The sequence below is a fragment of the Thalassospira sp. HF15 genome, assembly GCF_011806525.1.
In the GTDB taxonomy this organism is placed as follows: domain Bacteria; phylum Pseudomonadota; class Alphaproteobacteria; order Rhodospirillales; family Thalassospiraceae; genus Thalassospira.
This window is the reverse complement of record NZ_JAAVKI010000004.1, coordinates 464,963-490,446: the sequence shown is the minus strand read 5'-3', so window position 1 is coordinate 490,446 and position 25,484 is coordinate 464,963. Positions and strand designations below refer to the sequence as shown.

The window sequence follows — 25,484 nt, the reverse complement described above, 5'->3', positions numbered from 1 at the left end:
ATCAGTGTTCCCAGAAATAAACGGTGGCCGGTTCCGGTTCCCAGACCTTGGCGTCTTCGATGCCTGGCAGGTTCACAAGCGCTCGGTACTCGGACCCGAATGCAACATAGGCATCGGTTTCCGCCATCACGGCCGGTTTGCAGGCAATCGGATCACGGACAACGCCAAAGCCCGATTTGGTGCCAACCACAAAGGTGAAGAAGCCATCAAGGTCATCGAGCGCACTGGTCAAAGCTTCGCCAAGGTTCTTGCCCTTGGCCATCTCACCGGTCAGATAACCAGCAGCGACTTCTGAGTCGTTCTGGGTCTCAAGGCGGATGCCTTCGCGCGTCAGTTCACGGCGCAGGTTGTTATGGTTCGACAGCGAACCGTTATGCACAAGGCACTGATCCGAACCGGTCGAAAACGGGTGTGCACCAAGGGTGGTTACCGCACTTTCGGTCGCCATGCGGGTATGGCCAATGCCGTGGGTGCCAGTCATGTCGGAAATCTTGAAACGTTCAAGTACGTCCTTGGGCAGCCCGACTTCCTTGTAAATTTCCATCGCGCTGCCGGTGCCCATGATGCGCACATCCGGGCGAAGCTCTTCAAGGGCAGTTCGGGTCGCATCAAGCTGATCGCCTGAAACGGTGATTACTGCATGGGTGCTTTTAGGCAGGATCGATGCGTTTGTGATCCCTGCCTTGCGCAGGTCTTCGGTCAGTCCGGCAAAATCTGTTTCCGGCGCCGGAGACTGGATCGTGAGTTTGACCAGATCATTCTGGTCCGCACCATAAATTGCGATGCCCGCGCTATCGGGACCACGGTCGGTCATGGTCACCAGCATTTCGGACAGCAAAGTGCCGAGTTGCGGTTCCAGACTTTTATCTTTGAGGAATAAACCAACAATGCCGCACATGGCAGGACAGTCTCCATTCTGTTTCTGAAATGGAGACTACCTGTTCGCGAATGCGGAATCAACTATGAAGAATAAAAATTTCTTCTCAGTGAATTGATTTTTTCATCCGGGTGAATGCTTATCCCCGGGCGGGATAGCAGATAATGGACAGATAACGTATTGGAAATGAAAGAAGTTCTTCCGGGCCATGACGGGCATCGGCATCAAAGAACAGGCTGTCGCCTTCTTTCATGTAGTAAAGCTGATCGCCGTGGCGGTAACGAACTTCACCTTCAAGCAAATAGATGAATTCCATGCCTTCATGCTGGAAGGCGGGGAAGCTGCTCGACTCCTCGGTAAGGGTCAGCAAATAGGGCTCAACCACCACGCCGCTGGTGTTGTTATCGATATGGCCAAGCAGATTGTATTCATGGCCGGCACGCGTGCCGCGGCGTTCAATCGCAATGCCTTCGCCCGCTTTGACAAAGACCGCATTGCGCGGTTCTTCATAACGGCGGAAGAAATCGGTCAGCGGCACACCCAGCGCACTTGCCAATGCCTGAAGCGATGTCAGTGACGGCGATGTCACACCGTTTTCGATCTTGGACAACATCCCCATCGAAATCCCGGTCGCAGACGCCAGATCGGAAATCGTGATGCCCAGTTTCTTCCGAAGCGCACGAACTTCATGGCCGATGGCGATTTCCAGATTGTTTTCCTTGGGTTCACGAAGCGCATGCGGGTCCTGGGTGAGGGCGACGGGTTTGCTCATAGTGTCCATGCCTGATCCTTGATCGCTATTGGCGTCGGTCTGCGGTGATTGTGTTTTTTTGGTCTGTGCCATGCTGGCTTATCCTCCGTCACCGGTTCTGTCCCGGTGCGGGTCCTGCTCGTTTCTGGTTTCCTCGCGCGGCCCCTTTGATGGGGTCTGCTTATATGTCGGTCGTATGGTGCCCGGGCTTTTGCCATTTCGGGTCGCAGATACGCCATAGCCATGACTTACACTGGCAGGAAATATTTATCAACTGCAGGGAAAGAATATTTGCCAATTACTTATACCAATGGCGTTGGGCGAAGTTGCTGCAATGCCGCAGAAAATAGCCTTTGAGGAATAAAAATTGAATAATATGAAAAATAATTATTGCGTTCGCGAACAAGTTGCCGCCAAAATATGGAACAAAATAAGCCAGTATTAGCGCGCTGATTGTGCGCAAAGGCGATCATATCAGGAGGCCATCACTATGACTGCAAGCTGGAGATTTTCAGCCCTTGCCGATCGGCATCGTGCGCTTGGTTCCAACCTTGAGGATTGGAGCGGCATGGGAACCGCCTGGACCTATGACAAGGACTGGGACGAGGAATATATCGCAATCCGCACCAAGGCCGGGATCATGGATGTATCGGGCCTGAAAAAGGTTCACATCACCGGTGCGCATGCCTCCCACGTGATTGACTATGCCACCACGCGTAATGTCGAGAAAATCTATCCCGGTAAATCGGTCTATGCCTGCATGCTCAATGATCAGGGCAAGTTCACCGACGATTGCGTGATTTATCGTATGGGGCCGAACTCATGGATGGTCGTTCACGGATCGGGCACCGGGCATGAGGAACTGACGAAGGCGGCAGTCGGCCGTGACGTATCGGTTCGCTTTGATGACAACCTGCATGATTTGTCCCTGCAAGGTCCGCTTGCGGTGGATTATCTGGCGGAATATGTGCCGGGCATTCGTGATCTGCCCTATTTCCATCATATGCAGACCCAGTTGTTTGGCGCGCCGGTGATGATTTCGCGTACCGGTTATACCGGTGAACGCGGCTACGAGATTTTCTGTCGCGGTCAGGATGCCGGGATGATCTGGGACCGGATCGTTGCCGAGGGCAAGGATATGGGCATTATCCCGACCCGCTTTACCACGCTTGATATGCTTCGGGTCGAGAGCTACCTGCTGTTTTACCCTTATGATAACTCGCAGATGTACCCGTTCGAAAATGAAGGTCCGGGCGATACCCTGTGGGAGCTTGGCCTTGATTTCACTGTCAGCCCGGGCAAGACCGGCTTCCGTGGTGCCGAGGAACATTACCGCCTCAAAGGCAAGGAACGCTTCAAGATCTTTGGCATTCTGTTTGACGGCAAGGAAGTCCCAGCAGAAGGGGCAGCCTTGTTCAAGGATGGTGAAAAGGTCGGTGTTGTGACCTGTGCGATGTATTCCCCGCTTAAGGATCAAACCATGGCGATTGCCCGCATGCCGGTTGAATGCGCCAAGCAGGGCGTGCGGCTAGAGGTTGAAGGAGCAGATGGCATGCTCGGCGGAATGGCCCATACCATGCCGTTTGATGATCCAAGCAAATCGAAAAGAACAGCCAAGGGTTAAGTAAGATAACCGGGGGCTGTCAGTGGCCCCCGGGATCGCACGCCTTGATCCTTGAGGTTTCTGACAGAATGGGACCCGCTACCATGTCTGAGAGTATCATCGAAGAAAGCATTATTTCCCGTCCGACATACGGCACGCTTAAAATCGTTCCCGGTCTGGCGCACTATTTTCTGGCCGATGCATCCGGTGCTGAATGTGTCATCCGTGTTGTGCAGGAAATGCCCCGCGACATGATGGAAAAGGTACATATCCTCTATGTGCCGACCCCGGGTGAAGCGGCGCTCATCACATCGCTTTATGCGCTGGGGGCAAAACGGTTCGAACATTTTCCGACCATTGAAGAAGCTGTCGCCAAACTGGGCAGTTGGCTTTCGGATGCCAAGATGGGCAGCCAACTTTATCTGGCCGGGACCGAAGGCCTTGTCGGGCAGGGCGTTGCCAAGGGCGAGGAATGCGGGCTGGATCATACAGCGGTGCAATGTGAGCATCGCGGCAGTCTGGCCCGGCGTGTTCAATGCGTTCATTGCAAGACCATGATCGAGGATGTCACCACCCAGCCGGTCAAATGTCCGTCCTGTGATTTGCTTTTATTGGTGCGCGATCACTATTCCCGTCGTCTGGCGGCCTTTCAGGGGGTCTGCATAAATGCCGAAGACCCGACCGAGGAAGTCGAGATCAAGGAGGTGTTCAAATGAGTGCATCTGATCATTTGATTCCGGTGGTTGTCAGCAACGTGGTCGAGGTCAACCCGATCATCAAACGGTTTGAATTCAAGCATGTGAATGGCGATGAACTCCCGGCATTCTCGGGGGGTGCGCATATCGTTGTCGAGATGATCGATGACGACACGAAGCGCAAAAATCCCTATTCGTTGATGAGTTCCCCGTTCGAACGCGACCAATATGCTATTTCGGTGCGCCGCGATGATACCGGGCGCGGTGGATCAAAATTCATGCATGAACAGGTGCGACCTGGCATGGAGATGAAAATCTCCGCCCCGGTTAATCTGTTCTCGCTGGACCTGCGTGCCAGAAAACACCTGATGATCGCAGGCGGCATCGGCATCACGCCATTCATCGCCCAGATGGATCAGGCCGATAAGCTCGGCGTGCCGTTCGAATTGCACTATGCCGCGCGTTCCGTATCGCAGGCGGCGTATATGGACAGCCTTGCCGATCGTTTTGGCGATCATGTGTCGTGTTATTGCGATGATCAGGGGGAAAGCGTTGATTTGGAAATGCTTTTATCCAATCAGCCGCTTGGTACCCACGTTTATGTCTGTGGCCCCAAAGGCATGATCGAACGGGTGGTTGAAACCGCCACCGCGCTCGGTTGGCCCGCTGCACACGTTCATTTCGAACACTTTCTCGCACCGCCGGTCGGCGAACCCTTTGAAGTACACCTTGCCAAGGCCGGGATTGATATCACCGTCGGCGCAGAACAAAGCCTGCTTGAAGCGGTGGAGGCATCGGGCACCCCGATCAATTGCATGTGCCGGGGCGGGGCATGTGGTCAGTGCGAAACGGTGGTTGTCGCCTGTGATGGCGAGATCATGCACAACGACCACTGGTTGGATGAAGAACAGCGCGCGGCCAAGCAACGGATCATGCCCTGCGTTTCGCGTTTCCGTGGCAAACGCCTTGAACTTGATCTGTAAGGGGAACTTCAGTCATGACAATCCAGTTTAAAGACGAAAGCTTCCGCGGCGATTTTTCCTACGCCAACAGCCCGTCAAACATTCCGCGTTTTCCGTTTCCTTTCCCGGAAGACGAATACATGTATTCCACCAATATCGAGCCGCATCATGCCGCCCGTGCGGGCAGCCCGTTTGAAAATGCGTTCGATGTGGATGAGCATTACGTCGCAGAGATGAAAGACCGCGCCCTTGTTCTCGCCGAGGATCCCGGACGTTGTCAGGCCCTGCCGCATATGGAAACAGCCGGCTGGGATTTCCTTGAGCTGGTGATGGTATCGAAGGCGCGTGACTATCCCGATCTGTTCAAGCTGACCATGGATGGGGATCGCTGGCACTGGATCAACAAGCCGCTTCAGATCGACGACACCTTTACCTTTGGTGACAGTTCGACATTGCCCTGTCATCCGATGGAATATATCGGCCGTCAGGTACAGGGTGATCATGCCATCCTTGATCAGCGTGATGGCAACCTTTGGATGGATGCCGGGATCATCACCGCACAGGCCGACTGGTCGCTTGATTTCGACATTGGCATGAATTTCTTTGAATGGCATGCGCCGGTTCCGCTGGCCCATGAGTTGGGCGTGTTCCAGCGTGCATTGAAGTTCCTTCTGACCTTGCCGCAAGGACAACCATCGCGTCGTCTGAACTGGACGCTAACGGTTAACCCGCGTCTGGATACCAGTCCGGAAAACTACCCCAAATGGGGGCCGGACAAACTGACCGTCACCCCGGAAAATATCGGCGAAAAGATCCATCTGCGTGTGGAGCTTCAGACCTTCTGGCGTCTGCCACGCTCTAACGCGATCCTGTTTCCGATCCGCACATATCTGATGGCGATGAACGAAGTCGTCACCCAGCCAAAGTGGGGCCGTCGCCTGCATCGTGTGATGCGCGATCTGCGCCCGGAACTTGTCGATTACAAGGGACTGTCACGCTACCACCCGATCCTGGTCGAGTGGCTTTCACAATTTGACGACGGTGCGCCGACGTCACCGGGGATTTTCCCCGATTAAGCAAGAACGAACCGGCAAAAAGTCGGGCGGAGGAGACGCATAACGCATTTATTGGGGATTTAAGGCTATGACACTTCGTGTTGCAATTATTGGCGCCGGCCCGTCAGGCATGGCGCAGATGCGTGCATTCCAATCTGCTGCTGCCAAAGGGGCCGAAATCCCCGAAATCGTCTGTTTTGAACGTCAGGAAGACTGGGGTGGTCTGTGGAACTACACATGGCGTACCGGGCTTGATGAATATGGTGAACCGATCCACGGGTCGATGTATCGCTATTTGTGGTCAAACGGGCCGAAAGAATGCCTGGAATTTGCCGATTACACCTTCGAGGAACATTTCGGCAAACCCATCGCGTCCTATCCGCCACGTGCAGTGATTTGGGACTACATCAAGGGACGGGTCGAAAAGGCCAATGTCCGCCCATGGGTGCGTTTCAGAACCCCGGTGCGCAGCGTTGAATTCGATGAAGACAGCCAGACTTTTGCCGTTACATCGCATGATCTGAAAAATGACGTGGTTTCGACTGAGGAATTTGATCATGTCATTGTCGCCAATGGTCATTTCTCGACCCCGAATGTGCCGGAATTTCCCGGTTTTGATACCTTTGGCGGGCGCGTTTTGCATGCCCATGATTTCCGCGATGCGCTGGAATTCAAAGGCAAGGATATCCTGATCATCGGAACATCCTATTCGGCCGAGGATATCGGATCGCAATGCTACAAATATGGATGCAAGTCGGTCACAGTCAGCCACCGGACCAACCCGATCGGCTTTGACTGGCCCGATAACTGGGCAGAGGTCCCGCTTCTGACCAAGGTTGAAGGCAATACCGCCTATTTTAAGGATGGTTCATCGCGCGATGTCGATGCGATCATTCTGTGTACTGGCTATCAGCATTACTTCCCGTTCCTGACCGATGATCTTCGGCTTAAGACCGATAACCGTATGTGGCCACTGGGCCTTTATAAAGGCGTCGTGTGGGAAGAAAATCCGAAGATGATGTATCTTGGCATGCAGGACCAGTTCTTTACCTTCAACATGTTTGATGCCCAGGCATGGTTTGCGCGTGATGTGATCATGGGGCGCATTACCTTGCCGTCAAAGGATGAAATGAGGGCAGACAGTCAGGCCTGGCGTGATCGTGAGGAAGGTCTCAAGGATGACCATGACATGATCTGGTTCCAGGGCGACTACACCGCCCATCTGATCGAAATGACGGATTATCCGATGTTCGACATCGAAGGGGTGAATAAGACCTTCGAGGAATGGGAGCATGACAAGGCTGACGACATCATGGGGTATCGCAACAAGTCATATCGGTCGCTGATGACAGGCAATATGTCGCCAGCCCATCATACGCCCTGGCTGGATGAGCTTGATGATAGCCTCGAGGCCTATTTGCAGGTTGATAAGAAAACGGCTGCCGAATAGGCAGCCGGACTTTCCAACTTTTAACACGCCTTTCAAAGAAGCGGGCGTAAGCCCGCCGTCTCCCTTAACAAAACTCGCAGTCACCCCCACAGCCCTGATGGCTGCGGGGTTTCTTTTTGGGTGTTGGTACCGCAGTCCTCAGGAGCGCGGCTTTTCCTTTTTGGGATCATAATGCGGGAAGGCGGTAATGGTGGCGGGCAGGCGGACCATATGACCGTCCAACTTGCCAATCTCGACCTCGGTGCCGATATCGGCATGCGCGATATCAATGCGTGCCAGTGCGATATTCTTGCCCAGAATGGGGGATCGCACGGCACTGGTGATCACGCCGATCTGGGCACGCCCGATATGGACGCAATCGCCATGGCTGACCGTGACATTGCCATCAATCTCGATCCCGACCAGTTTGTGTGATGGATGCTCCTTGCGCCGGATCAGGGCATCTCGACCGATAAAGTCATCTTCCTTGGATTTCAGCGGCACGGTAAAGCCGATCCCGGCTTCGAATGGGTCGGTCTGATCGGAAAATTCGTAATCGGCAAAGATCAATCCCGCCTCGATCCGCACCATATCAAGGGCGGCCAGTCCCATCGGGGTCAGTCCATGCGGGCTGCCCGCTGCCCATATGGCATCAAACACGGTGGTGGCATCCTTCGGGTGGCACCAGACTTCATAGCCCAGTTCACCGGTGTAACCGGTGCGCGATACCACCACAGGTGCGCCCTTGGCATCCCCAATCCGTCCAATGGTAAATTTGAACCAATCAACTTCTTCAAGCTTGGGTTTGTGCGGCGGGGTCCAGATGACTTCGCGCAGGATGTCACGGCTTTTTGGGCCCTGAACGGCGATGTTGTGCATCTGATCGGTTGAAGAACGGATAAGGACCTGCAGGCCAAGTTTTTCCGCCTGTTCGCGCAGCCACACACCACTGTAGTCATCACCGCAAATCCAGCGGAAGTTGTCCTGACCAAGACGCAGCAGCGTGCCATCGTCAATCATCCCGCCATGTGGATAACACATCGCGGAATAGACAACCTGACCAATGCCAAGCTTTTTGACATTGCGGGTCAGGCAATATTGCATCAGCGTTTCACTGTCCGGGCCGGTGATTTCAAACTTGCGCAAGGCGGACAGATCAATGACCACGGCCTTTTCGCGGCAGGCGTAATATTCTTCGATCATACCGTGCCCGGTATATTCATGGGCCAGCCAGAAGCCCTTATAGTCAACGAAGTTGCGGGTCAGTTGGCTTAAACGCGGATGGAAGGCGGTTTCTTTGGTCATTTTTGCTTCGGCCTCTGCAGTCGGGCGCCAGGCAACGGCATGGCTGAATTTCTCCGCGCCGTCGTAACTTCGGATATGGATGTCGGTCGGCTTCCAGGCGTTGGCCGACGATGTGTCATCCGGGCAGGCCGATGACACACAGACAAGGTCGGTCATCGCACGCAGCAGCACATAATCGCCGGGCCGTGACCAGGGCTGGTCGGCATACATCACACCATGATCATCGATGCCGGTATTGAAAAAGAAATTGATCGCCATCCAGCCGGGCCGTGGATCAACACCATGTTTTGCAAGGGCCGTGTTGAAATTGTCCGTGCAGTTCACGTGGCCGGGATAACCGATATCATCGTAATATTTCGCGGCACAGGCCATGGCAAAGGCGTCATGACGCCCGCAGGTGTCCTGAACGACCTCGACCAGCGGGTCCATATCCTGATCAAAGTATTTCCCATGCAGGCCCGGCATTGGATAGGCATGGCCCATCAGGGTGCGCGTGGTTGTCACATCAAGCGGGTTCTGAATGCCGCGATCAAGCTTGCGCGCATCAAAGCACTGAAAATCCGTGCATTGCCGCCCGTCGACATCCAGAATCTGGATGTAGTCGCCCGCCTTGATTTCATAGGCCTCGGCGGTGGCGGAATGCACGCGCAGATCCAGTGTTGGATCAGCCAGTGGGTCAGGCAGGGCGAAGCTGTAGGTGTCGTGGTGATGGGCACGTTTGATAAGTGCTGTAATTGGTGTCGCCGTATTATGCGCATCAACCTGCATCAAAGGCGCTGGCGTGGCGATGATGACATATCCGTCGAGTTGTATCGTCAACTCGACCGTGTCACCTGGCGGGCTGGCATTGCCAAAAAGCCGATGTACAAGACAGGTTTCCAGTTTGATGTCGCGTTTGCGGAGTGTTTGGGCAAAACGCGCCAGGCTGTCATCATACGGATCTGAAAGCAGCTCCATCAGGCCCTTTGGCGGGCCGTGGGCCAAGGGTTCAAAAATCTCGGGTCTTGGGGTACCTGCCTGTGTCAGGCCGATCAGTTCGACCGACTGCATGCCTTCGCAATTGCGCAGGGCAAGTTGATCGCCTTCGCGCACGGCAATCATGATCGCACCGCGTCCTGGCACTTCGTAGCGTTCGCGATTGCGGTCCATCGCCGTGCGTCCGGCATTGATGATGCGACTGGGACGGGCAGCGCGGACAGAATGGGGATAGTTTTCCGGCGTTCGGGCGAGATCAATCATTGTGGCCTCATGCGCGGTGAATGATCTGAAGGCAGCGGGAAGTCTGATGGCCCGGACAATCAGGATGAGACTGCGGCCCGTTGTCCGTTGTGCACACGTCGTTCAGGCTTACCTGAAGCGGTCTTGCGTATTATTTGTTGTCTTGTCTGGAAAGGCAGAGAGGCCAGCTTTGACACTGGCCTCTCGCTGTGTCGGTTGAGTAAAGCAGCTCCCTAAGGGGTTAGGGCAGAATGGTGCTGCGTCACATCAATCAGATTACATGTCTTTGTAGGCTTTGTTCTCGTGAATGGCCATCGAAGCGATGGTCCAAACGCACACGCCAATACCAACAAGCGTGATCGCCACGAGCAGAGCCGGTTTGTCGGCAAAGGTGAAGTAAGCTTCTGCACCTTCCCAACTGGTAATCGGAGCTGTGTTCATGTTTCAGTTTCCTTATCTAGAAAGTCGAATAACGAACTTACTCAGCCGGGGTCGGCGAAGTCGGGTCGTTGGTGAACGCAGCCGGAACAGAGCTTTCCGGATATGCACTTGCCGGGACTTCGGCTTTATCAAGACCAGCAACTTCAGCTGCCTCGGAAACGCGCAGCAGACCTACTGCCTTCAGGACGAAGGACAGAACATAGCCCGGTGCGAAACCAAGGATCATGAAGACAACTGCGCTTGAAAGCTGACCGACAAAGGAGATGTCCGGACCGGCAATGTTCGGATAACCCGAAGCAAAGATACCGGACGCGATCAGACCCCAGACGCCGCCAAAGCCATGAACCGCAACAGCCCCCACCGCATCGTCGATTTTGAATTTCTCGACGAGGATGTCGTTGAGTTTCGGCATGATGCAACCGCCGCCGAAGCTGACCAGGAAGGCAAAGCCCGGATAGTACAGGTCAAGTGCCGGTGCGGACGAAATCACACCGATCAGGGCACCTGACATCATCCAGAACGGATCGCGGGTCACCAGATACGCACCGATCATGCCGCCTGCAACGCCCATCAGGGTGTTGAATGCGAATGCCGACAGAGTTGCCGGGGTGTTGTAAATCGTGGTCCACATGTCGCCGGTATAGATGATGCAACCGCCAAGGAAGCCGAAGAAGCCCATAACGATAAGCATCAGGCCGATCAGCGACATCGGCATGTTGTGGCCGTCGATGTTGTTGACGGAGCCGTCAGCATTGAAGCGACCGATACGCGGGCCAAGATTGATCAGAACACCGAGGGTGAAGAAGCCAGCAATGGTGTGAACACAACCAGCAGCGCCAACGTCATGCAAGCCCCATTCGGTGGTGAGCCAGCCATCCGGATGCCAGCCCCAGGACGCACCAAGGATCCAGACAACAGCGCCGAGGAAAAGGGCAAGAATGGTAAAGCCGGAAATGCGAATACGTTCGATCACCGATCCCGACATGATCGAGGCGGTGGTTGCTGCAAACAGCGTGAAGGCCGCATAGAAGATGCCTGACGCGTTATCGGTCAGGTTTGGCCCCATATATTCGCTCCAGGGCAGGCCTGCCTCGGAGCCTTCGGTAATGGTGAAGCCGGTCGGGAACGCAAGATAGATCCACCAGCCGATATAGTAAAAGGCCGGGATCAGGAATGCGAACGCGATCAGGTTTTTCATGCCGGATGCCAGCGCGTTCTTTGCGCGCGATGCACCCATTTCATACGCAAGGAAGCCAGCATGAATTGCAAGCATCAGCGCAGTACACCACCAATAGAATACTTCGGAATTGATGGTCGTTGCCATGCTGAGTGATGCTTCAAGGCTGTCCAGCCTTGCCATCAACTCTGGTACGGATTGTTCCATTTTAGTCTCTCCATCACATAATGCCCCCCGATGGACATTCCTTTTATTAAAAATCAATTCCCTATAGTGAACAAGTTATAATGTGTTTTTTATTGTGCGACGCAATAAATATAATAAAATCAATAAGATATATAATTACTAAATTTAATTCTCAAAAGTTTGCGTAAAAATTAGACGTGAAAATCTACTGCATATCAAATATGCAGATTCGCGGAGTTGTGCCGATTCTGTCGAATTCGCGCGTCGGGAATGCATCCCGCAGTTGGGTTGGTTTCGGGAATGTGTCGGGTTCAGAGGCCGCGTGCTTCGCTTGGCTTGACGCCGTAGACGGATTTGTAGCTGCGCGAAAAATGGCTGCTGTTGGAAAAGCCGGTCGCAAAGGCAATCTCGGAAATGGTCAGCGCACTTTGCGTTAGAAGCTTACGCGCATGTTCAAGCCGCACCTGTCGATAGGTTTCCAGAAACGACTTGCCCAGATGCTGATCAAACAGGCGATCCAATTGTCGGGTCGACAACCGTGCAAAGCGTGCCATTTCGTCACGGGTTTTCGGATCTTCGATGGTGGTTTCCATCTTTTCGATAACCCGAAGCAATCCCGCATGGTGAACGTTATAACGTTCGGCAAGCGATGCACGTTGCGGTCCGCCCGACTTCCCGACCTGGGTATGCAGATACCAGTCCGACACTCGGGTTGCGAAAGCCGCGCCGAGGTTTTCGGCGATCATGGCATGCATCATATCCAGCGGTGCCACCCCGCCGCCGCATGTGATGCGATCCCCGTCAATGACAAAGCGGGCGCGCTTGGGTTCAAGATCGGGAAAGGCTTCGATCAGGGCCGGGGCATGTTCCCAGTGGATGGTGAATTGGCGCTGTCCCAAAAGGCCTGCCGCTGCCAGCACATAGGCGCCGCTTGAAATGCCGCCCATCCGAACGCCCCAGCGTGCCAGTTTGCGCAAATTGCCAAGCATGCCCGGGGCTTGCCATTGCGACGGATGCCCACCGGCACAGACAAACAGCGTATGCAGGTTGGTCGGGGCCTGTGAAAGCGGGGTGGTCGGCACCATGGTGCCCGACGAGGACAAAACATTTCCGCCCGCCGCCGAATAGTTCAGAACCTTGTAAATCTGCTGGCCAGCCAGAAGGTTGGCTGCGCGCAATGGCTCAATCGCCGAGGCATAGGACATCAACGCAAAATCGGGCAGCAGCATGAAGCCGACATGCTGGGTGGCCGGGAGCGGTTTGTTACCGGTCTGTCGGACAGGCGCGGCAGGTGTGGCCTTCGATTGGGTCTCTAATGTCATGATGGCCAATGCCCCGCTTTGGCGCGACAATAACAGTGAAATGTCGCATATGTGTTATTGGATGTCTTTAATAGACAAGCTGTAATTTACGCCTCTGTCAAGATTGTTAGGGTCAGGTCCTATTGATTTGGTTTGAATGGCAGACGTCATATTTGTGAAATCCAAGGAAAAGCCCGCCGGGCGGGCTGGTATCCCGGCCAAGGGGTTTGACGCCAGAGTTTGCAAATATGACGTCTGTCCTTCGGATTCACCGGATTTGCACGGGCTACTTTGTCGCAAAGCCTTGAAAGATAGTTATCTTCCTGCGGTTTTGCTTCGCGTATCCGCACAAATCCGGTGAACCATTCAAATCAAATCAATAGGTCCTGCCCCTATACCCGATGTGGGCAACAGCGAAAGATCGACGATGCGTTATTCAGCCCTGTCATTGCTTGGCAATGCGTTTTCCAAGAACAAGAACTGGAAGCCAGCATGGCGCAATCCGGATCCGAAACCCCGTTACGATGTGATCATCATCGGAGGTGGCGGACACGGTTTGGCAACCGCCTATTACCTTTCGAAGGTGTTTGGTGTGCGCAATGTCGCGGTGCTTGAAAAGGGCTATCTCGGATCGGGCAACATTGGCCGTAACACGACAATCATTCGATCCAACTACCTGCTGGAAGGCAACAATCCCTTCTACGAGTTCTCGATGAAACTTTGGGAGGGGCTCGAGCAGGATTTTAATTTCAACGCCATGGTGTCCCAGCGCGGCGTGATCAATCTGTTTCATTCCGATGCCCAGCGCGATGCATACACCCGACGTGGAAATGCCATGCGCCTGCACGGGGTGGATGCGGACCTTCTGAACCGGGACCAGTTGCGTGAAAAGTTGCCGTTTCTTGATTATGAAAATGCCCGCTTCCCGATCATGGGCGGCCTGATGCAGGCGCGCGGCGGCACCGTGCGCCATGACGCGGTGGCGTGGGGCTTTGCCCGCGGGGCCGATCAGAACGGCGTTGATATCATCCAGAATTGCGAAGTGACCGGCATTGACCGGGACGGCGATCAGATTACCGGGGTTCAAACCACGCGCGGTGCGATCACGTGCAATAAGCTCGCGATGGCCGTTGCGGGCAGTTCAAGCCACGTCGCCAAAATGGTCGATATGCGTCTGCCGATTGAAAGTCACGCCCTGCAGGCCTTTGTCTCCGAAGGCCTAAAACCGTTCATCGATACTGTGGTGACCTTTGGCGCCGGGCATTTTTATGTGTCGCAATCCGATAAGGGCGGTTTGGTGTTTGGCGGGGATATCGAAGGTTATAATTCCTACGCCCAGCGCGGAAACCTTGCCTGCGTTGAACATGTTGCCGAGGCCGGCATGGCGATGATCCCGGCATTGTCGCGGGTACGGATCCTGCGCAGTTGGGGCGGGATTATGGATATGAGCATGGATGGCTCGCCGATCATGGATCGCACCCATTTATCCAACCTCTATTTCAATGGCGGCTGGTGCTATGGCGGGTTCAAGGCGACCCCGGCATCGGGATATTGCTTTGCCCATTTGCTGGCAACCGATACGCCGCATGAAACCGCAACCGCATTTCGCATGGATCGCTTTGCGCGCGGTTATCTTCTGGATGAAAAGGGCGTTGGCGCCCAGGCCAACCTGCATTGAGGAAATTTGGAAATGAGTAGTCTTGTCAAATGTCCTCACTGCGGTCTGCGCCCACGCGAGGAATTTACAATCCGCGGCGAAGTTGCCACCCCGCGCCCGGCTGCCGGTGCCGACGAAGCCGCGTGGTTTGATCATGTCTATTTGCGTGACAACCCGCGCGGCGAACATCGCGAATACTGGCATCATTCTGGCGGTTGTCGTCGCTGGTTGGTTCTAAGCCGCAATACCTTGACCCATGAAACGTCTGAGGTGGTTGATGCAAGCACCTTGAAATCGGAGGGCGGAGCATGACCAGTTTCCGGATTGATGGCGGTACGCTGATTGACCGCAACGATGTGCGCCGCTTTACCTTTAACGACGAAGCCCTGACGGGATTTGGCGGCGATACGGTGGCATCAAGCCTGTTGGCCAATGGCAAGCAACTGGTTGGGCGCAGTTTCAAATATCACCGCCCGCGCGGCATCCTGACGGCAGGGGCAGCGGAGCCCAATGCGCTTTTGACCATCGGGCGCGACGGGCGGCGTGGTCCCAATACGCGCGCGACCATGGCCGAGCTGTTTGACGGGCTTGAAGCCAGGTCGCAGAACTGCTGGCCGAATGTAAACTTTGATATTGGCGCCATGAACGGGGTGCTCGGGCCGCTTTTGGGTGCCGGGTTTTATTACAAGACATTCATGTGGCCCGCCGCCTTTTGGGAAAAGGTCTATGAGCCGCTGATCCGTAAGGCCGCCGGTTTGGGGCGGGCAAGCTATGACCCGGATCCCGGCTATTACGAAAAATGCTGGGCGCATTGTGATCTTTTGGTGATCGGGGCGGGGCCCGCTGGTCTGGCTGCGGCACTGACCGCCGGGCGGGCTGGCGCGCGGGTAGTCATTGCCGATGAAGGCGCACATCTTGGCGGTGGTTTCCTCGCCGAAGGCAGTCCGTTGGGAGGCAAGCCCGCTGACGCAGTGCTTGCAGATATTGTTGGCGAACTGCACGCCCTTCCCAATGTCGAGATCAAAAAACGCACCACGGTATTTGCCGCCTATGATGATCAGGTGTTTGGTGCGGTCGAACGCGTGCAAAAGCATCTGCCGGAGCATGAAATCAATCCGCACCGCGCCATGGAACGGCTTTGGCGGATTGTCGCCCGGAAAGTTGTTCTGGCAACCGGGGCCGAGGAACGGCCGATTGTCTTTGGTGGAAATGATCGCCCGGGTGTGATGATGGCTGGTGCCATGCGCACATACCTCAATGCCTATGGCGTTGCGCCGGGCAAGCGGGTGGCATTGTTTGCCAATAACAATCAGGCCTATCAGACCGCGATGGATCTGGAAGCGCGCGGTATCGATGTCGCTGCGATCATTGATCCGCGCACCTGCCCGAATACCGGTTATGACGGCAAGGCGCGCATGATTGCCGGGGCAATGGTGCGCGATACCGCTGGTCGCAAGGCCATCAAGTCCATCACCGTCCGACATGATGATGGCCGCGACGAAGTGATTGCGGTTGACGCACTGGCCGTGTCTGGCGGTTATAGCCCGATTGTGCATCTGGCCTGCCATCGCGGCGGCAAACCCGTCTGGTCTGATGAGCATGTCGGTTTCATGCCGCCGGAAAGCACCGACGGCATGACGCCCTGTGGGGCTGTTGCCGGAAAGACCGGCATTGCGGCCTGCTTCGCCGCCGGTGGTGCGGCGGCTGTGACCGCGCTTGCCGAACTTGGTGTAATGGGCGAAGCCGCTTCGCTTCCGGATATCAAGCAGGGTGACGAGAAAACCGATCATATCCAGCCAATCTGGTCGGTTCCATCAAGCAAGGGCAAGGCCTTCGTTGATTATCAGAACGACGTTGCAGCATCTGACATTACGCTTGCGATGCGCGAAGGTTATGATCATGTCGAACTTGCCAAACGTTATACCACCAACGGCATGGCAACCGATCAGGGCAAGACATCGAATGTGAATGCCATTGGCATTCTGGCCGAAAACAAGGGTGTCTCACCCGGTGAAATCGGCACGACAACCTTCCGCCCGTTTTATACGCCAGTGTCATTTGGCGCGTTGGTCGGGGCTTCCAAGGGAATGGAATTCCAGCCGGTGCGGAAATCACCGCTACATGGCTGGGCGGAACGCAATGGCGCAAAGTTCGTTGAAACCGGTCTTTGGTACCGTTCAAGCTGGTTCCCCAAGGATGGCGAGACTTTCTGGCGTGACAGTGTTAACCGCGAAGTCAAAGCGGTTAGAAGCAAGGTCGGCGTCTGCGATGTCTCCACCCTTGGCAAGATCGAGGTTTTCGGTGCGGATGCGGCAGAGTTCCTGAACCGGGTTTACTGCAATGCCTTCCTGAAACTGCCTGTCGGAAAGGCGCGCTATGGCATCATGCTGCGCGAGGACGGCTTTGTGTATGATGACGGCACGACAAGTTGTCTTGGCGAAAACCATTACTTCATGACGACGACAACGGCGCTTGCCGCCGGGGTTCTGACCCATCTGGAATTCTGTGCACAGGTGTTGTGGCCAGAACTTGATGTCCGTCTGGCATCAGCAACCGATCAATGGGCACAGATGGCTGTTGCCGGACCAAAATCCCGCGATGTGCTTGCCAAGATCATTGATGAGGACATCTCAAACGAAGCCTTCCCGTTCCTTGCTGCACGCGAAGTTTCGATGTTTGGCGGGCGCCTGAAGGGCCGGTTGTTTAGAATTTCGTTCTCGGGCGAGTTGGCTTACGAAGTCGCGGTACCTGCCGGATATGGCGAAAGCGTAGCCGATGCGATCATGGCTGTTGGTGAGGAATTCGGTATTACGCCCTATGGTACCGAGGCGCTTGGCGTCATGCGGATTGAGAAGGGCCATGTCACCCATGCGGAAATCAACGGGACGGTTACACCGGCTGATCTGGGCATGGGCAAAATGGTCTCGGTGAAGAAGGATGATTTTATCGGCCGGGTGATGAACCTGCGCGAAGGGCTGGTTGATCCGGATCGCCCATCGCTGGTCGGAATCAAACCGAAATCACCGTCTGATAAGTTCGCCACCGGATCGCATATCCTTAATCCCGGCGACGCGGTCAGTCTTGCTAATGATCAGGGCTATGTCACCTCGATGTGTCATTCACCGACCCTTGGCCATGCGATTGGCCTGGCACTGGTCAAGAACGGGCCAAGCCGCCATGGCGAGGAAGTTGTGATCTGGAATGGTCTGGCCGGAACGACCGTGAACGGCATCCTGTGTGATCCTGCCTTTGTTGACCCGGAAAATGAGAAACTCCATGCGTGATTATCCATTAGAAAACCGTTACGCATTTCCAGCCCACGAGGTGGCGTTCAACAAGGGCGCATCCATCAGTCTTTCCCCGGTCAAGGGTGGCTTTGTCGTTCATGTTCTGGGCGATGCCAAAAGCGATGAAGCGGCCTTGAAGCAGACAATCAATAAGATTGCCCCGGAGCTTGGCACAGATGTGCGTGGCCATTCACCAAATCAATGGTTCTGGGTGGGAAGTGTCGATATTTCGAATGATCGCCTGGCAGAGATTTCAGCAGCCTTGCACCCCCAATTCGTTATGACGGACCAGACGCACGGGCGGGTGCGCATGAAATTGTCCGGGCCGTCATCGCGCGTGGTTCTGGCAAAGGGCACAATGGTTGATCTGTCGCCGGATCTGTTTGCGATTGGTCAATCGGCCATGACCCAGATCGGACATATCGGCGCCATGATCACGCGTGTAGCAGATGACAGCTTTGAACTGATTGTTCTGCGAAGCTTTGCAGGCAGTCTTTGGGACGAGTTGCAGCATATGGCTGCCGAGTTCAGTCACGGATAGGATGGGCTTTGTTATCGGTGCCAACCGTAGCAAAGCAGTAACGATTGGGCGGAGCATCATATGCTCCGCCCAGCTTTGGTATGCCTGTTGCCATCCATCAGGGTCAGGCGAGCGCCTCTGATGACGTGCGGGATTCCTGACGCAGTCGGGAAATCGCGATGAAATGGAAACCAAGAAAGATCGGAACGAAGAAGCCCGGGAACATCGCCAATGGATAGTCATTGATGATGTTGGGGGCATCGAGTGCATAAAGATGTGCAAAGCCCGGTGATGTGATAATTCCGAACAGGACGGCAAAGAAGAAGTCGACGATCCCGATGAAAGTCGCGCGTGCCAAAAGGTACCTGGCATTTGGTGCGCCATTGGCAAGAGCACGACTTGCCTGCCATCCGGCGATACCGGCCAGAATGTCTCCCAGACCAGCCGGCAGGGCGAATAGTGCCGGGATATCTCCGACCGCCCAACCAATCAGAAACAAGCCACCCATGATGCGTGGAATTTGAAACGCCGCGATTGCGCCAAGTGGGATCGCGTCAGTCATGCGTCTGCCAAGCGGGGTCAACCAGGCAAGTGCCCAGATCAGGAACGCGCCGCCGAAAAGGAACATCAGGACATAGGGCGGATCGCCAAGCTCTGCCGGAACGTTGAATATCCCTGATCGTGTGAAAGGCAGGGCAACCGCGAACCACCCCCCAAAGATAACCGCAGCAACAGTGATGAATACAGCGAGCTGGTTGGGTGAAAAGGACGCACGGGCCGCCCCTATGCTGGCAATCGCAATAGCAAGGAGCGGAATGCCAACACCAAATGCATGCACATAGAACTCATAAAAGCCGGACATGGTTTTGATAACTCCATTACGTGGCGGTGCATGCCACCGAATTGTTTCGGAAGTCGGAAACCGTTGCGGCTGTTTATCTGAATGCCGGGACGGTCCCGTTCACGATCACGCACCAATATAGATGATGATTGTCATCTATAAATTTAGATGATATATAAAATCTAAATTGTCAATCCTCAATCAGCGAGTTCGCCATGCCACGTGTTTCCGAGGCGGAAAAACAGAAATCCCGCAAACGCATTCTCGATGCGGCCGCCAAGCTCATTCGTGAACAGGGGATCGAGGCAACAAGTGTGGCGGAAATCATGGAGGCGGCCGGCATGACCCACGGCGGGTTCTATCGCCATTTTTCCAACAAGGATGAACTGATCAGCGCCGCGTTTCTGGAGGCGGTCGACAGATCGGTCAGGTCTATGGAAGTTCCCGATACCGATGCATCACCGGAAGAAGCACGCAACAAATATGTCGCGACTTATCTTTCCCGGGAGCATGTCGAGAACAGGGGAGTTGGGTGTCCGCTTGCCGCGCTGGGGGCGGAACTTGTCCGTTCCGACGGGGCAGCAAGGCAGGAAGCTGCTGCGACCGTTGATCGGCTTGCAAAGCTTCTCTCGGATGGATCTGACAAGCAGGAAGGTTACGAAAAACTTGCTCTGCTTCTTGGTACGGTAACGCTTGCGCGTCTTGTTGATGACCCAGATCAGCGCCAATCAATCCTTGATGCCGGTGTTGTGGCAATGGATCGGGCGTAAGATCACATAAGGCACGGATGCAAGGTCTAGGGGGCAGTGCGACCGGTTACTTCACCAACACACCCAAAAGTTTGTCGAGGAACACTTCGCAGCGCCCCAGCTGATCAAGTTCGATGAACTCGTCGGGTTTGTGGGCCTGTTCGATATTGCCCGGTCCGCAGACCACAGTCGGGATATCCCCAAGCGCAGAAAACGCGCCGGCTTCTGTGCCAAAACTAACCTTGCCGGTGGTGTTGGCGCCGGTCAGGGCCATTACCAGTTTGGTGACTTCCTCGTCATCGCCAGTGGCAAGGCCCGGCATATCGGAAATGACTTCAACCTCGATGCCAACATCGTCATAGATCTCGCGCATTTCGGGTTGCAGGGTGTTTTCGATATAATCGTAAATTCTGCCCTTAAGGGCTTCGCGGTCATCATTGGGCAGATTGCGGAACTCGAAATCAACAAAGCAGTTCTGCGGAATGATATTAAGCTGCGTACCGCCCTTGATCACCCCGGTATGGAAGGTGGTGTGGTTTGGTACGAACTCGTCATCATGCGGGCCGTGCTCTCGACATTCACGGCCAAGTTTGCGCAAGTAGACAACGAACTCGGATGCGAACTCGACGGCATTAACGCCTTCGGCCGGAAGTGACGAATGCCCTGAACGACCCGTGAAGTGCGCGCGGGCGGAAAACTTGCCCTTGTGCTGGGTGATGACCTTCATTTCGGTCGGTTCGCCAACGATGCACATGGCCGGTTTGTGCGGCAGGTTGTTGATGGCCTCAACAAGGCTTGGCACACCAAGGCAGCCGACTTCCTCGTCATAGGTGAAAGCCAGATGGATCGGTACGCGCAGATCGGCATTCTTGAAGGTTTCGGCCTTTGCCAGAAGGCAGGCCAGAAAGCCCTTCATGTCACACGTGCCGCGGCCATACATCTTGTCGTCACGAATATCGATCTCATAGGGATCTGACGCCCAGTCCTGACCCTCGGTCGGGACCACGTCACTATGCCCTGACAGGATCACGCCGCCCGCCACGTTCGGCCCGATGGTGGCATAAAGGTTGGCCTTGGTTTCTGTCGGGTCGCGCACCACCAGTGTGTCATAGCCCAACCCGTCAAGGAATGCCTTCACCTCGTCAATCAGCGCCAGGTTTGGCGTCATGCTGACGGACTGGTGACGGATCAGTTTGCGACACCATTCAACGGTGTCTTTTGATGGGGCAAGGGCAGCGGTGGTCATTCGACGAATTGTTCCTTGAGGATGCGTTCTTCAAGATTGTGTTCCGGATCGAAAAGCAGCTTGATTTTCATGCTGCGGTCTTCACGGATTTTCACATGGGAGACATCGCGAACCTCGGTATAGTCGGCCACGGCGGAAACCGGGCGCTTTTCGGGATTCTCGATATTGAACACGACTTCTGCGCCATGTGGCAAAAGCGCCCCGCGCCAGCGACGCGGGCGAAACGGGCTGATCGGTGTAAGGGCAAGCAATCCGCTTCCCATCGGCAGGATCGGACCGTGTGCCGACAGGTTATAGGCCGTGCTTCCGGCAGGGGTACAGACAAGCGCGCCATCGCAGACCAGTTCGGCAAGGCGTTCAACGCCATCAACCTTGATGCGAAGTTTTGCTGCCTGTCGGGTTTCACGCAGAAGCGATACTTCGTTGATTGCCAGCGCACACAGGCTTTCGCCTGAAACGGTGTGGGCTTCCATCTGCAGGGGATGGAGTTCGACGGTCTGCGCCTCGGCAATGCGGTCGGTCAGATCCATTTCCCGGAATTCGTTCATCAGGAAACCAACCGTGCCGCGGTTCATGCCATAGATCGGCACCTTGCGGCCCATATAACGGTGCAGGGTTTCAAGCATGAACCCGTCACCCCCAAGCGCAACGATTACCTCGGCCTTGTCGGGCGTAATGTGACCGTATCTGTGTTTCAACCGATACATCGCATCCTGTGCGATCTTGGTGTCGGCTGCAACGAAGGCGATGGAATCAAGCTGCATCTGCGATCCAAAGGATGTTTGAGGCTCGGCCCGAAAGGGCGTGGTCGAACAATAGAGTACGCTTTGACCTGAATTGCAAGGGGCTGCGTGATGATCCCCCTATACAGAGGTTTCGATTGGACTGCTGTATTATTGACGCCGCGGAAAAAACAGTAGAACCTGATGCTTAAGGGTTCCAACCCCCGGTTCAAATCAAAAAAAGAACGGCTCTATGACAAAAGAACCTTTTAGCTTCTCTGCTGCCCTTTCGCGCATTTCGCGTCCGGATGAAATTCCCGACGACGAGGTGTTGGAAGTCGGCGAAAGCATGGAACTGGAAGGGTCGTCAGAAACCGCGTTGGTGGCCAAAAGGGTGCGTAATCCTGATGCCACCCGTCAGAAGCTGCTTGATGCCGCTTTTGGTGAAATCCGCCGGTCCGGCTTTGGTGGCGCATCAATCAGTAATATCCTTGAACAAAGCGGCTGCACCAAAGGCGCGCTATATCACCACTTTTCGGGCAAAGCCAAGCTGGTCAATGCCGTGATCGAGGAATGCCTGCCGGGCTATGTTGATGAAGTCTGGCTTGATGACCTGGAAGGGGCCGATGATATTCTGCCGGTTCTGATGGGGCAGGTGGATCGACTGGGTGGTGAAAATGCCCCGGATATGCTGGCAGGTGGTTGCCCGTTGGCGCGACTGGCATCCGGTGCAGGGGAGCTTGATGAAAACCTGCGTAAACGTATTGATGGTGTTTATCGTTACTGGCGGCGCGGGTTGGCGTCCCACATCGGCAAGGCCCAGTTCAACAAAACCGTGCGCACCGATATCGAACCGTCAGCAGTCGCCGAATTTATCATTGCCACCCTGCACGGGTTCCTGACGCGCCCGCCCGCCTTGCGCAATCTGGAAACCCAGGATTCTTTTGCGCGCGAATTTGCCCGTTATCTGAACAATCTTCGTCCCTGAAAGCCTTTGTGTGTAAACCCTTAGCGCGGGGCTTCTGTTCCTTTGCCTATATAAAACAAAAAAATAGTGTATTAATGATCGTATTGACATTTATTTTTGTTCAATTAGGTATAATGCACAAAATCGTGATGAATTGATCATTGGAGACAGTCCCATGCGTTCCCTCATTCTTTCTGCCGTTGCGGCGATCACCTTTGCCTTTGCCGGAAGTGCTGCGCAGGCGGAACGTCTTACCGAACAGCCGTTGGTTGATGCCAACTGGGTTGCGGACAATCTTGATAATCCGTCGCTGGTGGTTGTGGATATCCGTTCCCTGACCAAAAGTGGCAGCCCGTACGAAGCAGGTCACATTCCAGGTGCGGTCTACGCGCCTTATGGCAAATTCGGTTGGCGCGCAAAGGTCGACAATGTGGTTGGTATGCTGCCGCCGGTTGATGTAATTTCCAAACGCATTGGCGCCCTTGGTATCGACAATGACAAACAGGTTGTTGTTGTTCCGGCGGGACAGAACAGCTCTGACTTCGGTTCGGCCACCCGTGTTTACTGGACCTTCAAGGTTCTGGGGCATGACGCGGTTACCATCCTTGATGGCGGTCAGCGCGCATGGCTTGCCGCAGGCAAAGCCGTTTCGACCGATCCGGTTGCACCACGTGCAGTGGCCTTTAACGCCGATTTCCGTCCTGAGCTTCTTGCAACCGCCGATGATGTTGCCAAGGCACGCGCTGAGGGCATTGAGCTTGTTGATGCCCGCCCGGTTGCACAGTTTACCGGTCAGGCAAAAAGTGGTGTTGTTGCCCGTCCGGGTGCCGTGCCGGGTGCGAAAAACATTCCGCAGTCGCGGTTCTACAGCGATCAGGACGGTGCCTTTGTTGCAGCTGACGTGATTGAAAACCTTGTTGCCGATGCTGGTGTTGCGACGGATGCGAAGGAAATCACCTATTGCAATACTGGCCACTGGGCATCGGTTGCATGGTTTGGCCTGTCCGAAGTGATGGGCAACAAGAACACGGCCATGTATGATGGCTCCCTGACCGAATGGGCGGCTGACCCGAAACGCGAAATGGTGATCCCGGAAAACCCGGGCTCCTGATCGGTTCCAGGCAGTATAAGAACATTTTGGACGGAACCGGTCAGCCGGTTCCGTTTTCATTTAAGTATCTGATTTCAGGTTATTGAGCCTCACCATGTCTGAAACGACCTTAAAAGCAAATCCGGGAACGTCTGGTTTTACCTTTGACAAGGGACCGGCTGCGATTACCGCCGTCCTGTTTGTTATTGTCGGCATCGCGATTTCACAGGCGGTTGATCTTAAGCAGGCTGTTCTTTACGGCCTTGGCGGGTTGCTGGGTATTGCGCTTTATCATGCGTCCTTTGGGTTTACCGGGGGCTGGCGACGGTTTTCTGTTGAAAAGCGCGGCCGTGCCTTGCGCGCGCAGCTTCTGATGATCGGGGTTGCGGCGGCGGCGTTCATACCGATGCTGTCGCTTGGCAGTCCGTTGGGCGGATCGGTTGTCGGTGCGGTGGCACCTGTTGGCATGTCGGTTCTGATCGGGGCATTTCTGTTTGGTCTTGGCATGCAGCTTGGTGGTGGCTGTGGTTCGGGCACGTTGTTTACCGTGGGCGGTGGCAGTGCGCGGATGCTGATCACGCTTGCATTCTTTATTATCGGTGCCGTGATCGGGACGGCCCATCTGCCGATGTGGTTGGAACTGCCATCCTTGCCGCCAATGAGCCTTGGTCGCGAATATGGCATCGGGGGCGGCCTTGCGGTGACCTTTGGCGGTCTGGCGCTGGTGGCGCTTTTGACCGTACTTGTTGAAAAGCGTGCCCATGGCGGGCTTGAGGTTGTTTCAAGTGCCCCGCGCGAAGGCATTGCACGTTTTTTCCACGGCCCTTGGCCGCTGGTTTGGACCGGTCTGCTTTTGGCCGGGCTCAATGTTGCGACGCTTCTGATTGCAGGCCATCCATGGTCGATCACCTTTGGCTTTGGCCTTTGGGGGGCAAAGATCGCGCAGGTCATCGGCATCCCGGTTGAAACCTGGGAATTCTGGAACTGGGGTGGCCCGGCGCGCGCACTTGGCAACTCGGTCCTGGAAGACAACACCTCGGTGATGAATTTCGGCATTGTGATCGGGGCTGCTTTTGCCGCTGCGCTGGCTGGCAAGTTTGCGCCCAAGGTTTCTGTTCCGGTCACATCCCTTGTGGCGGCGGCGATCGGCGGGCTTCTGATGGGCTATGGCGCGCGTCTGGCCTTTGGCTGCAACATCGGCGCGTTCTTTAGCGGGATTGCCTCAGGCAGTGTGCATGGCTGGTTGTGGTTTGTGCTGGCCTTTGCGGGCAGCTGGGTTGGCATCGCGCTGCGCCCTGTCTTTGGAATGGATGGTTTCCGGAAATGAGCGAGAAAAACACACTTCTGTTTGGTGCGGTCTTCCTTGCAGCAACCGGCGCCGTCGCGCTTGATCACTATAGCCACA

Annotated in this window: 22 protein-coding genes; 13 read left to right on the top strand and 9 right to left on the bottom strand. The window is 55.1% G+C overall.

What is annotated here, in order from left to right; all coding sequences use genetic code 11:
• Position 1: 1 nt before the first annotated feature.
• Both HED22_RS11725 and HED22_RS11720 read right to left on the bottom strand, forming a co-directional pair.
• Complete coding sequence (locus HED22_RS11725; protein ID WP_167722315.1) at positions 2 to 898, bottom strand: glutamine amidotransferase family protein; 897 nt, start codon at positions 896 to 898, stop codon at positions 2 to 4.
• Between the two features lie 118 nt (positions 899 to 1,016).
• Positions 1,017 to 1,721 (bottom strand): XRE family transcriptional regulator, encoded by a 705-nt coding sequence (locus HED22_RS11720; protein WP_217701882.1) that lies wholly within the window; start codon positions 1,719 to 1,721, stop codon positions 1,017 to 1,019.
• Between the two features lie 397 nt (positions 1,722 to 2,118).
• On the opposite strand from HED22_RS11720, the gene HED22_RS11715 reads away from it, so the two are divergent.
• From HED22_RS11715 to HED22_RS11695, 5 genes are all read left to right on the top strand, one after another.
• The gene (locus tag HED22_RS11715) at positions 2,119 to 3,252 is read left to right on the top strand and encodes an aminomethyltransferase family protein (RefSeq protein WP_167722312.1); all 1,134 of its coding nucleotides are present in this window, start codon (positions 2,119 to 2,121) and stop codon (positions 3,250 to 3,252) included.
• 83 nt (positions 3,253 to 3,335) lie between these two features.
• Positions 3,336 to 3,947, top strand: a complete 612-nt coding sequence (locus HED22_RS11710; RefSeq protein WP_175581206.1) for a dimethylamine monooxygenase subunit DmmA family protein — start codon at positions 3,336 to 3,338, stop codon at positions 3,945 to 3,947.
• Positions 3,944 to 4,909 carry a PDR/VanB family oxidoreductase gene (locus HED22_RS11705; protein WP_167722310.1) on the top strand — a complete coding sequence of 322 codons (966 nt, stop codon included), beginning with the start codon at positions 3,944 to 3,946 and terminating at the stop codon, positions 4,907 to 4,909. The genes HED22_RS11710 and HED22_RS11705 overlap by 4 nt, the downstream gene beginning before the upstream one ends.
• Positions 4,910 to 4,923: 14 nt before the next feature.
• Positions 4,924 to 5,964, top strand: coding sequence for a DUF3445 domain-containing protein (locus HED22_RS11700; RefSeq protein WP_167722308.1), 1,041 nt, complete (start codon positions 4,924 to 4,926; stop codon positions 5,962 to 5,964).
• A gap of 67 nt (positions 5,965 to 6,031) precedes the next feature.
• The gene (locus tag HED22_RS11695) at positions 6,032 to 7,393 is read left to right on the top strand and encodes an NAD(P)-binding domain-containing protein (protein ID WP_167722306.1); all 1,362 of its coding nucleotides are present in this window, start codon (positions 6,032 to 6,034) and stop codon (positions 7,391 to 7,393) included.
• A 138-nt stretch (positions 7,394 to 7,531) separates the two neighbouring features.
• Here the strand turns inward: HED22_RS11695 and HED22_RS11690 are convergent, their stop codons facing one another.
• The 4 genes from HED22_RS11690 to HED22_RS11675 all read right to left on the bottom strand — a co-directional run bounded on the left by HED22_RS11690 (position 7,532) and on the right by HED22_RS11675 (position 13,021).
• Positions 7,532 to 9,916 (bottom strand): DUF1989 domain-containing protein, encoded by a 2,385-nt coding sequence (locus HED22_RS11690; RefSeq protein ID WP_167722304.1) that lies wholly within the window; start codon positions 9,914 to 9,916, stop codon positions 7,532 to 7,534.
• 255 nt (positions 9,917 to 10,171) lie between these two features.
• Positions 10,172 to 10,336: a hypothetical protein gene (locus HED22_RS11685; RefSeq protein ID WP_167722302.1), complete on the bottom strand. Its 165-nt coding sequence runs from the start codon at positions 10,334 to 10,336 to the stop codon at positions 10,172 to 10,174.
• 37 nt (positions 10,337 to 10,373) lie between these two features.
• Complete coding sequence (locus tag HED22_RS11680) at positions 10,374 to 11,720, bottom strand: ammonium transporter (RefSeq protein WP_167722300.1); 1,347 nt, start codon at positions 11,718 to 11,720, stop codon at positions 10,374 to 10,376.
• A 290-nt stretch (positions 11,721 to 12,010) separates the two neighbouring features.
• Positions 12,011 to 13,021: a GlxA family transcriptional regulator gene (locus HED22_RS11675; RefSeq protein WP_217701881.1), complete on the bottom strand. Its 1,011-nt coding sequence runs from the start codon at positions 13,019 to 13,021 to the stop codon at positions 12,011 to 12,013.
• 406 nt (positions 13,022 to 13,427) lie between these two features.
• Here HED22_RS11675 and HED22_RS11670 point away from each other — a divergent pair, with 406 nt between their 5' ends.
• The 4 genes from HED22_RS11670 to HED22_RS11655 are packed head-to-tail and all read left to right on the top strand — an operon-like array spanning position 13,428 to position 18,485.
• Positions 13,428 to 14,678 (top strand): sarcosine oxidase subunit beta family protein, encoded by a 1,251-nt coding sequence (locus tag HED22_RS11670; protein ID WP_167722297.1) that lies wholly within the window; start codon positions 13,428 to 13,430, stop codon positions 14,676 to 14,678.
• A 12-nt stretch (positions 14,679 to 14,690) separates the two neighbouring features.
• Positions 14,691 to 14,969, top strand: a complete 279-nt coding sequence (locus HED22_RS11665; protein ID WP_167722295.1) for a sarcosine oxidase subunit delta — start codon at positions 14,691 to 14,693, stop codon at positions 14,967 to 14,969.
• The gene (locus HED22_RS11660) at positions 14,966 to 17,941 is read left to right on the top strand and encodes a sarcosine oxidase subunit alpha family protein (RefSeq protein WP_167722292.1); all 2,976 of its coding nucleotides are present in this window, start codon (positions 14,966 to 14,968) and stop codon (positions 17,939 to 17,941) included. The genes HED22_RS11665 and HED22_RS11660 overlap by 4 nt, the downstream gene beginning before the upstream one ends.
• A complete protein-coding gene (locus tag HED22_RS11655; RefSeq protein ID WP_167722290.1) occupies positions 17,934 to 18,485 on the top strand; it encodes a sarcosine oxidase subunit gamma in 552 nt (183 codons plus the stop codon). Before HED22_RS11660 ends, HED22_RS11655 begins: the two co-directional genes overlap by 8 nt.
• Before the next feature lie 103 nt (positions 18,486 to 18,588).
• On the opposite strand, the gene HED22_RS11650 is transcribed toward HED22_RS11655, so the two are convergent.
• Positions 18,589 to 19,326, bottom strand: a complete 738-nt coding sequence (locus HED22_RS11650) for a hypothetical protein (RefSeq protein ID WP_167722288.1) — start codon at positions 19,324 to 19,326, stop codon at positions 18,589 to 18,591.
• 194 nt (positions 19,327 to 19,520) lie between these two features.
• Between HED22_RS11650 and HED22_RS11645 the strand changes: the two genes are divergently transcribed.
• On the top strand, positions 19,521 to 20,075 hold the full coding sequence (locus HED22_RS11645) for a TetR/AcrR family transcriptional regulator (RefSeq protein ID WP_167722286.1): 555 nt from the start codon (positions 19,521 to 19,523) through the stop codon (positions 20,073 to 20,075).
• A 46-nt stretch (positions 20,076 to 20,121) separates the two neighbouring features.
• Here the strand turns inward: HED22_RS11645 and argE are convergent, their stop codons facing one another.
• Both argE and HED22_RS11635 read right to left on the bottom strand, forming a co-directional pair.
• Positions 20,122 to 21,300 carry an acetylornithine deacetylase gene (gene argE, locus HED22_RS11640; protein WP_167722285.1) on the bottom strand — a complete coding sequence of 393 codons (1,179 nt, stop codon included), beginning with the start codon at positions 21,298 to 21,300 and terminating at the stop codon, positions 20,122 to 20,124.
• Positions 21,297 to 22,064 (bottom strand): NAD kinase, encoded by a 768-nt coding sequence (locus tag HED22_RS11635; protein ID WP_167722282.1) that lies wholly within the window; start codon positions 22,062 to 22,064, stop codon positions 21,297 to 21,299. Before HED22_RS11635 ends, argE begins: the two co-directional genes overlap by 4 nt.
• Positions 22,065 to 22,275: 211 nt before the next feature.
• Here HED22_RS11635 and HED22_RS11630 point away from each other — a divergent pair, with 211 nt between their 5' ends.
• From HED22_RS11630 to HED22_RS11620, 3 genes are all read left to right on the top strand, one after another.
• Positions 22,276 to 23,010 (top strand): TetR/AcrR family transcriptional regulator, encoded by a 735-nt coding sequence (locus tag HED22_RS11630; RefSeq protein WP_167722280.1) that lies wholly within the window; start codon positions 22,276 to 22,278, stop codon positions 23,008 to 23,010.
• A gap of 154 nt (positions 23,011 to 23,164) precedes the next feature.
• Positions 23,165 to 24,100: a sulfurtransferase gene (locus HED22_RS11625; RefSeq protein WP_167722278.1), complete on the top strand. Its 936-nt coding sequence runs from the start codon at positions 23,165 to 23,167 to the stop codon at positions 24,098 to 24,100.
• 94 nt (positions 24,101 to 24,194) lie between these two features.
• Positions 24,195 to 25,406 carry a YeeE/YedE family protein gene (locus HED22_RS11620; RefSeq protein ID WP_167722276.1) on the top strand — a complete coding sequence of 404 codons (1,212 nt, stop codon included), beginning with the start codon at positions 24,195 to 24,197 and terminating at the stop codon, positions 25,404 to 25,406.
• Positions 25,407 to 25,484: the final 78 nt, after the last annotated feature.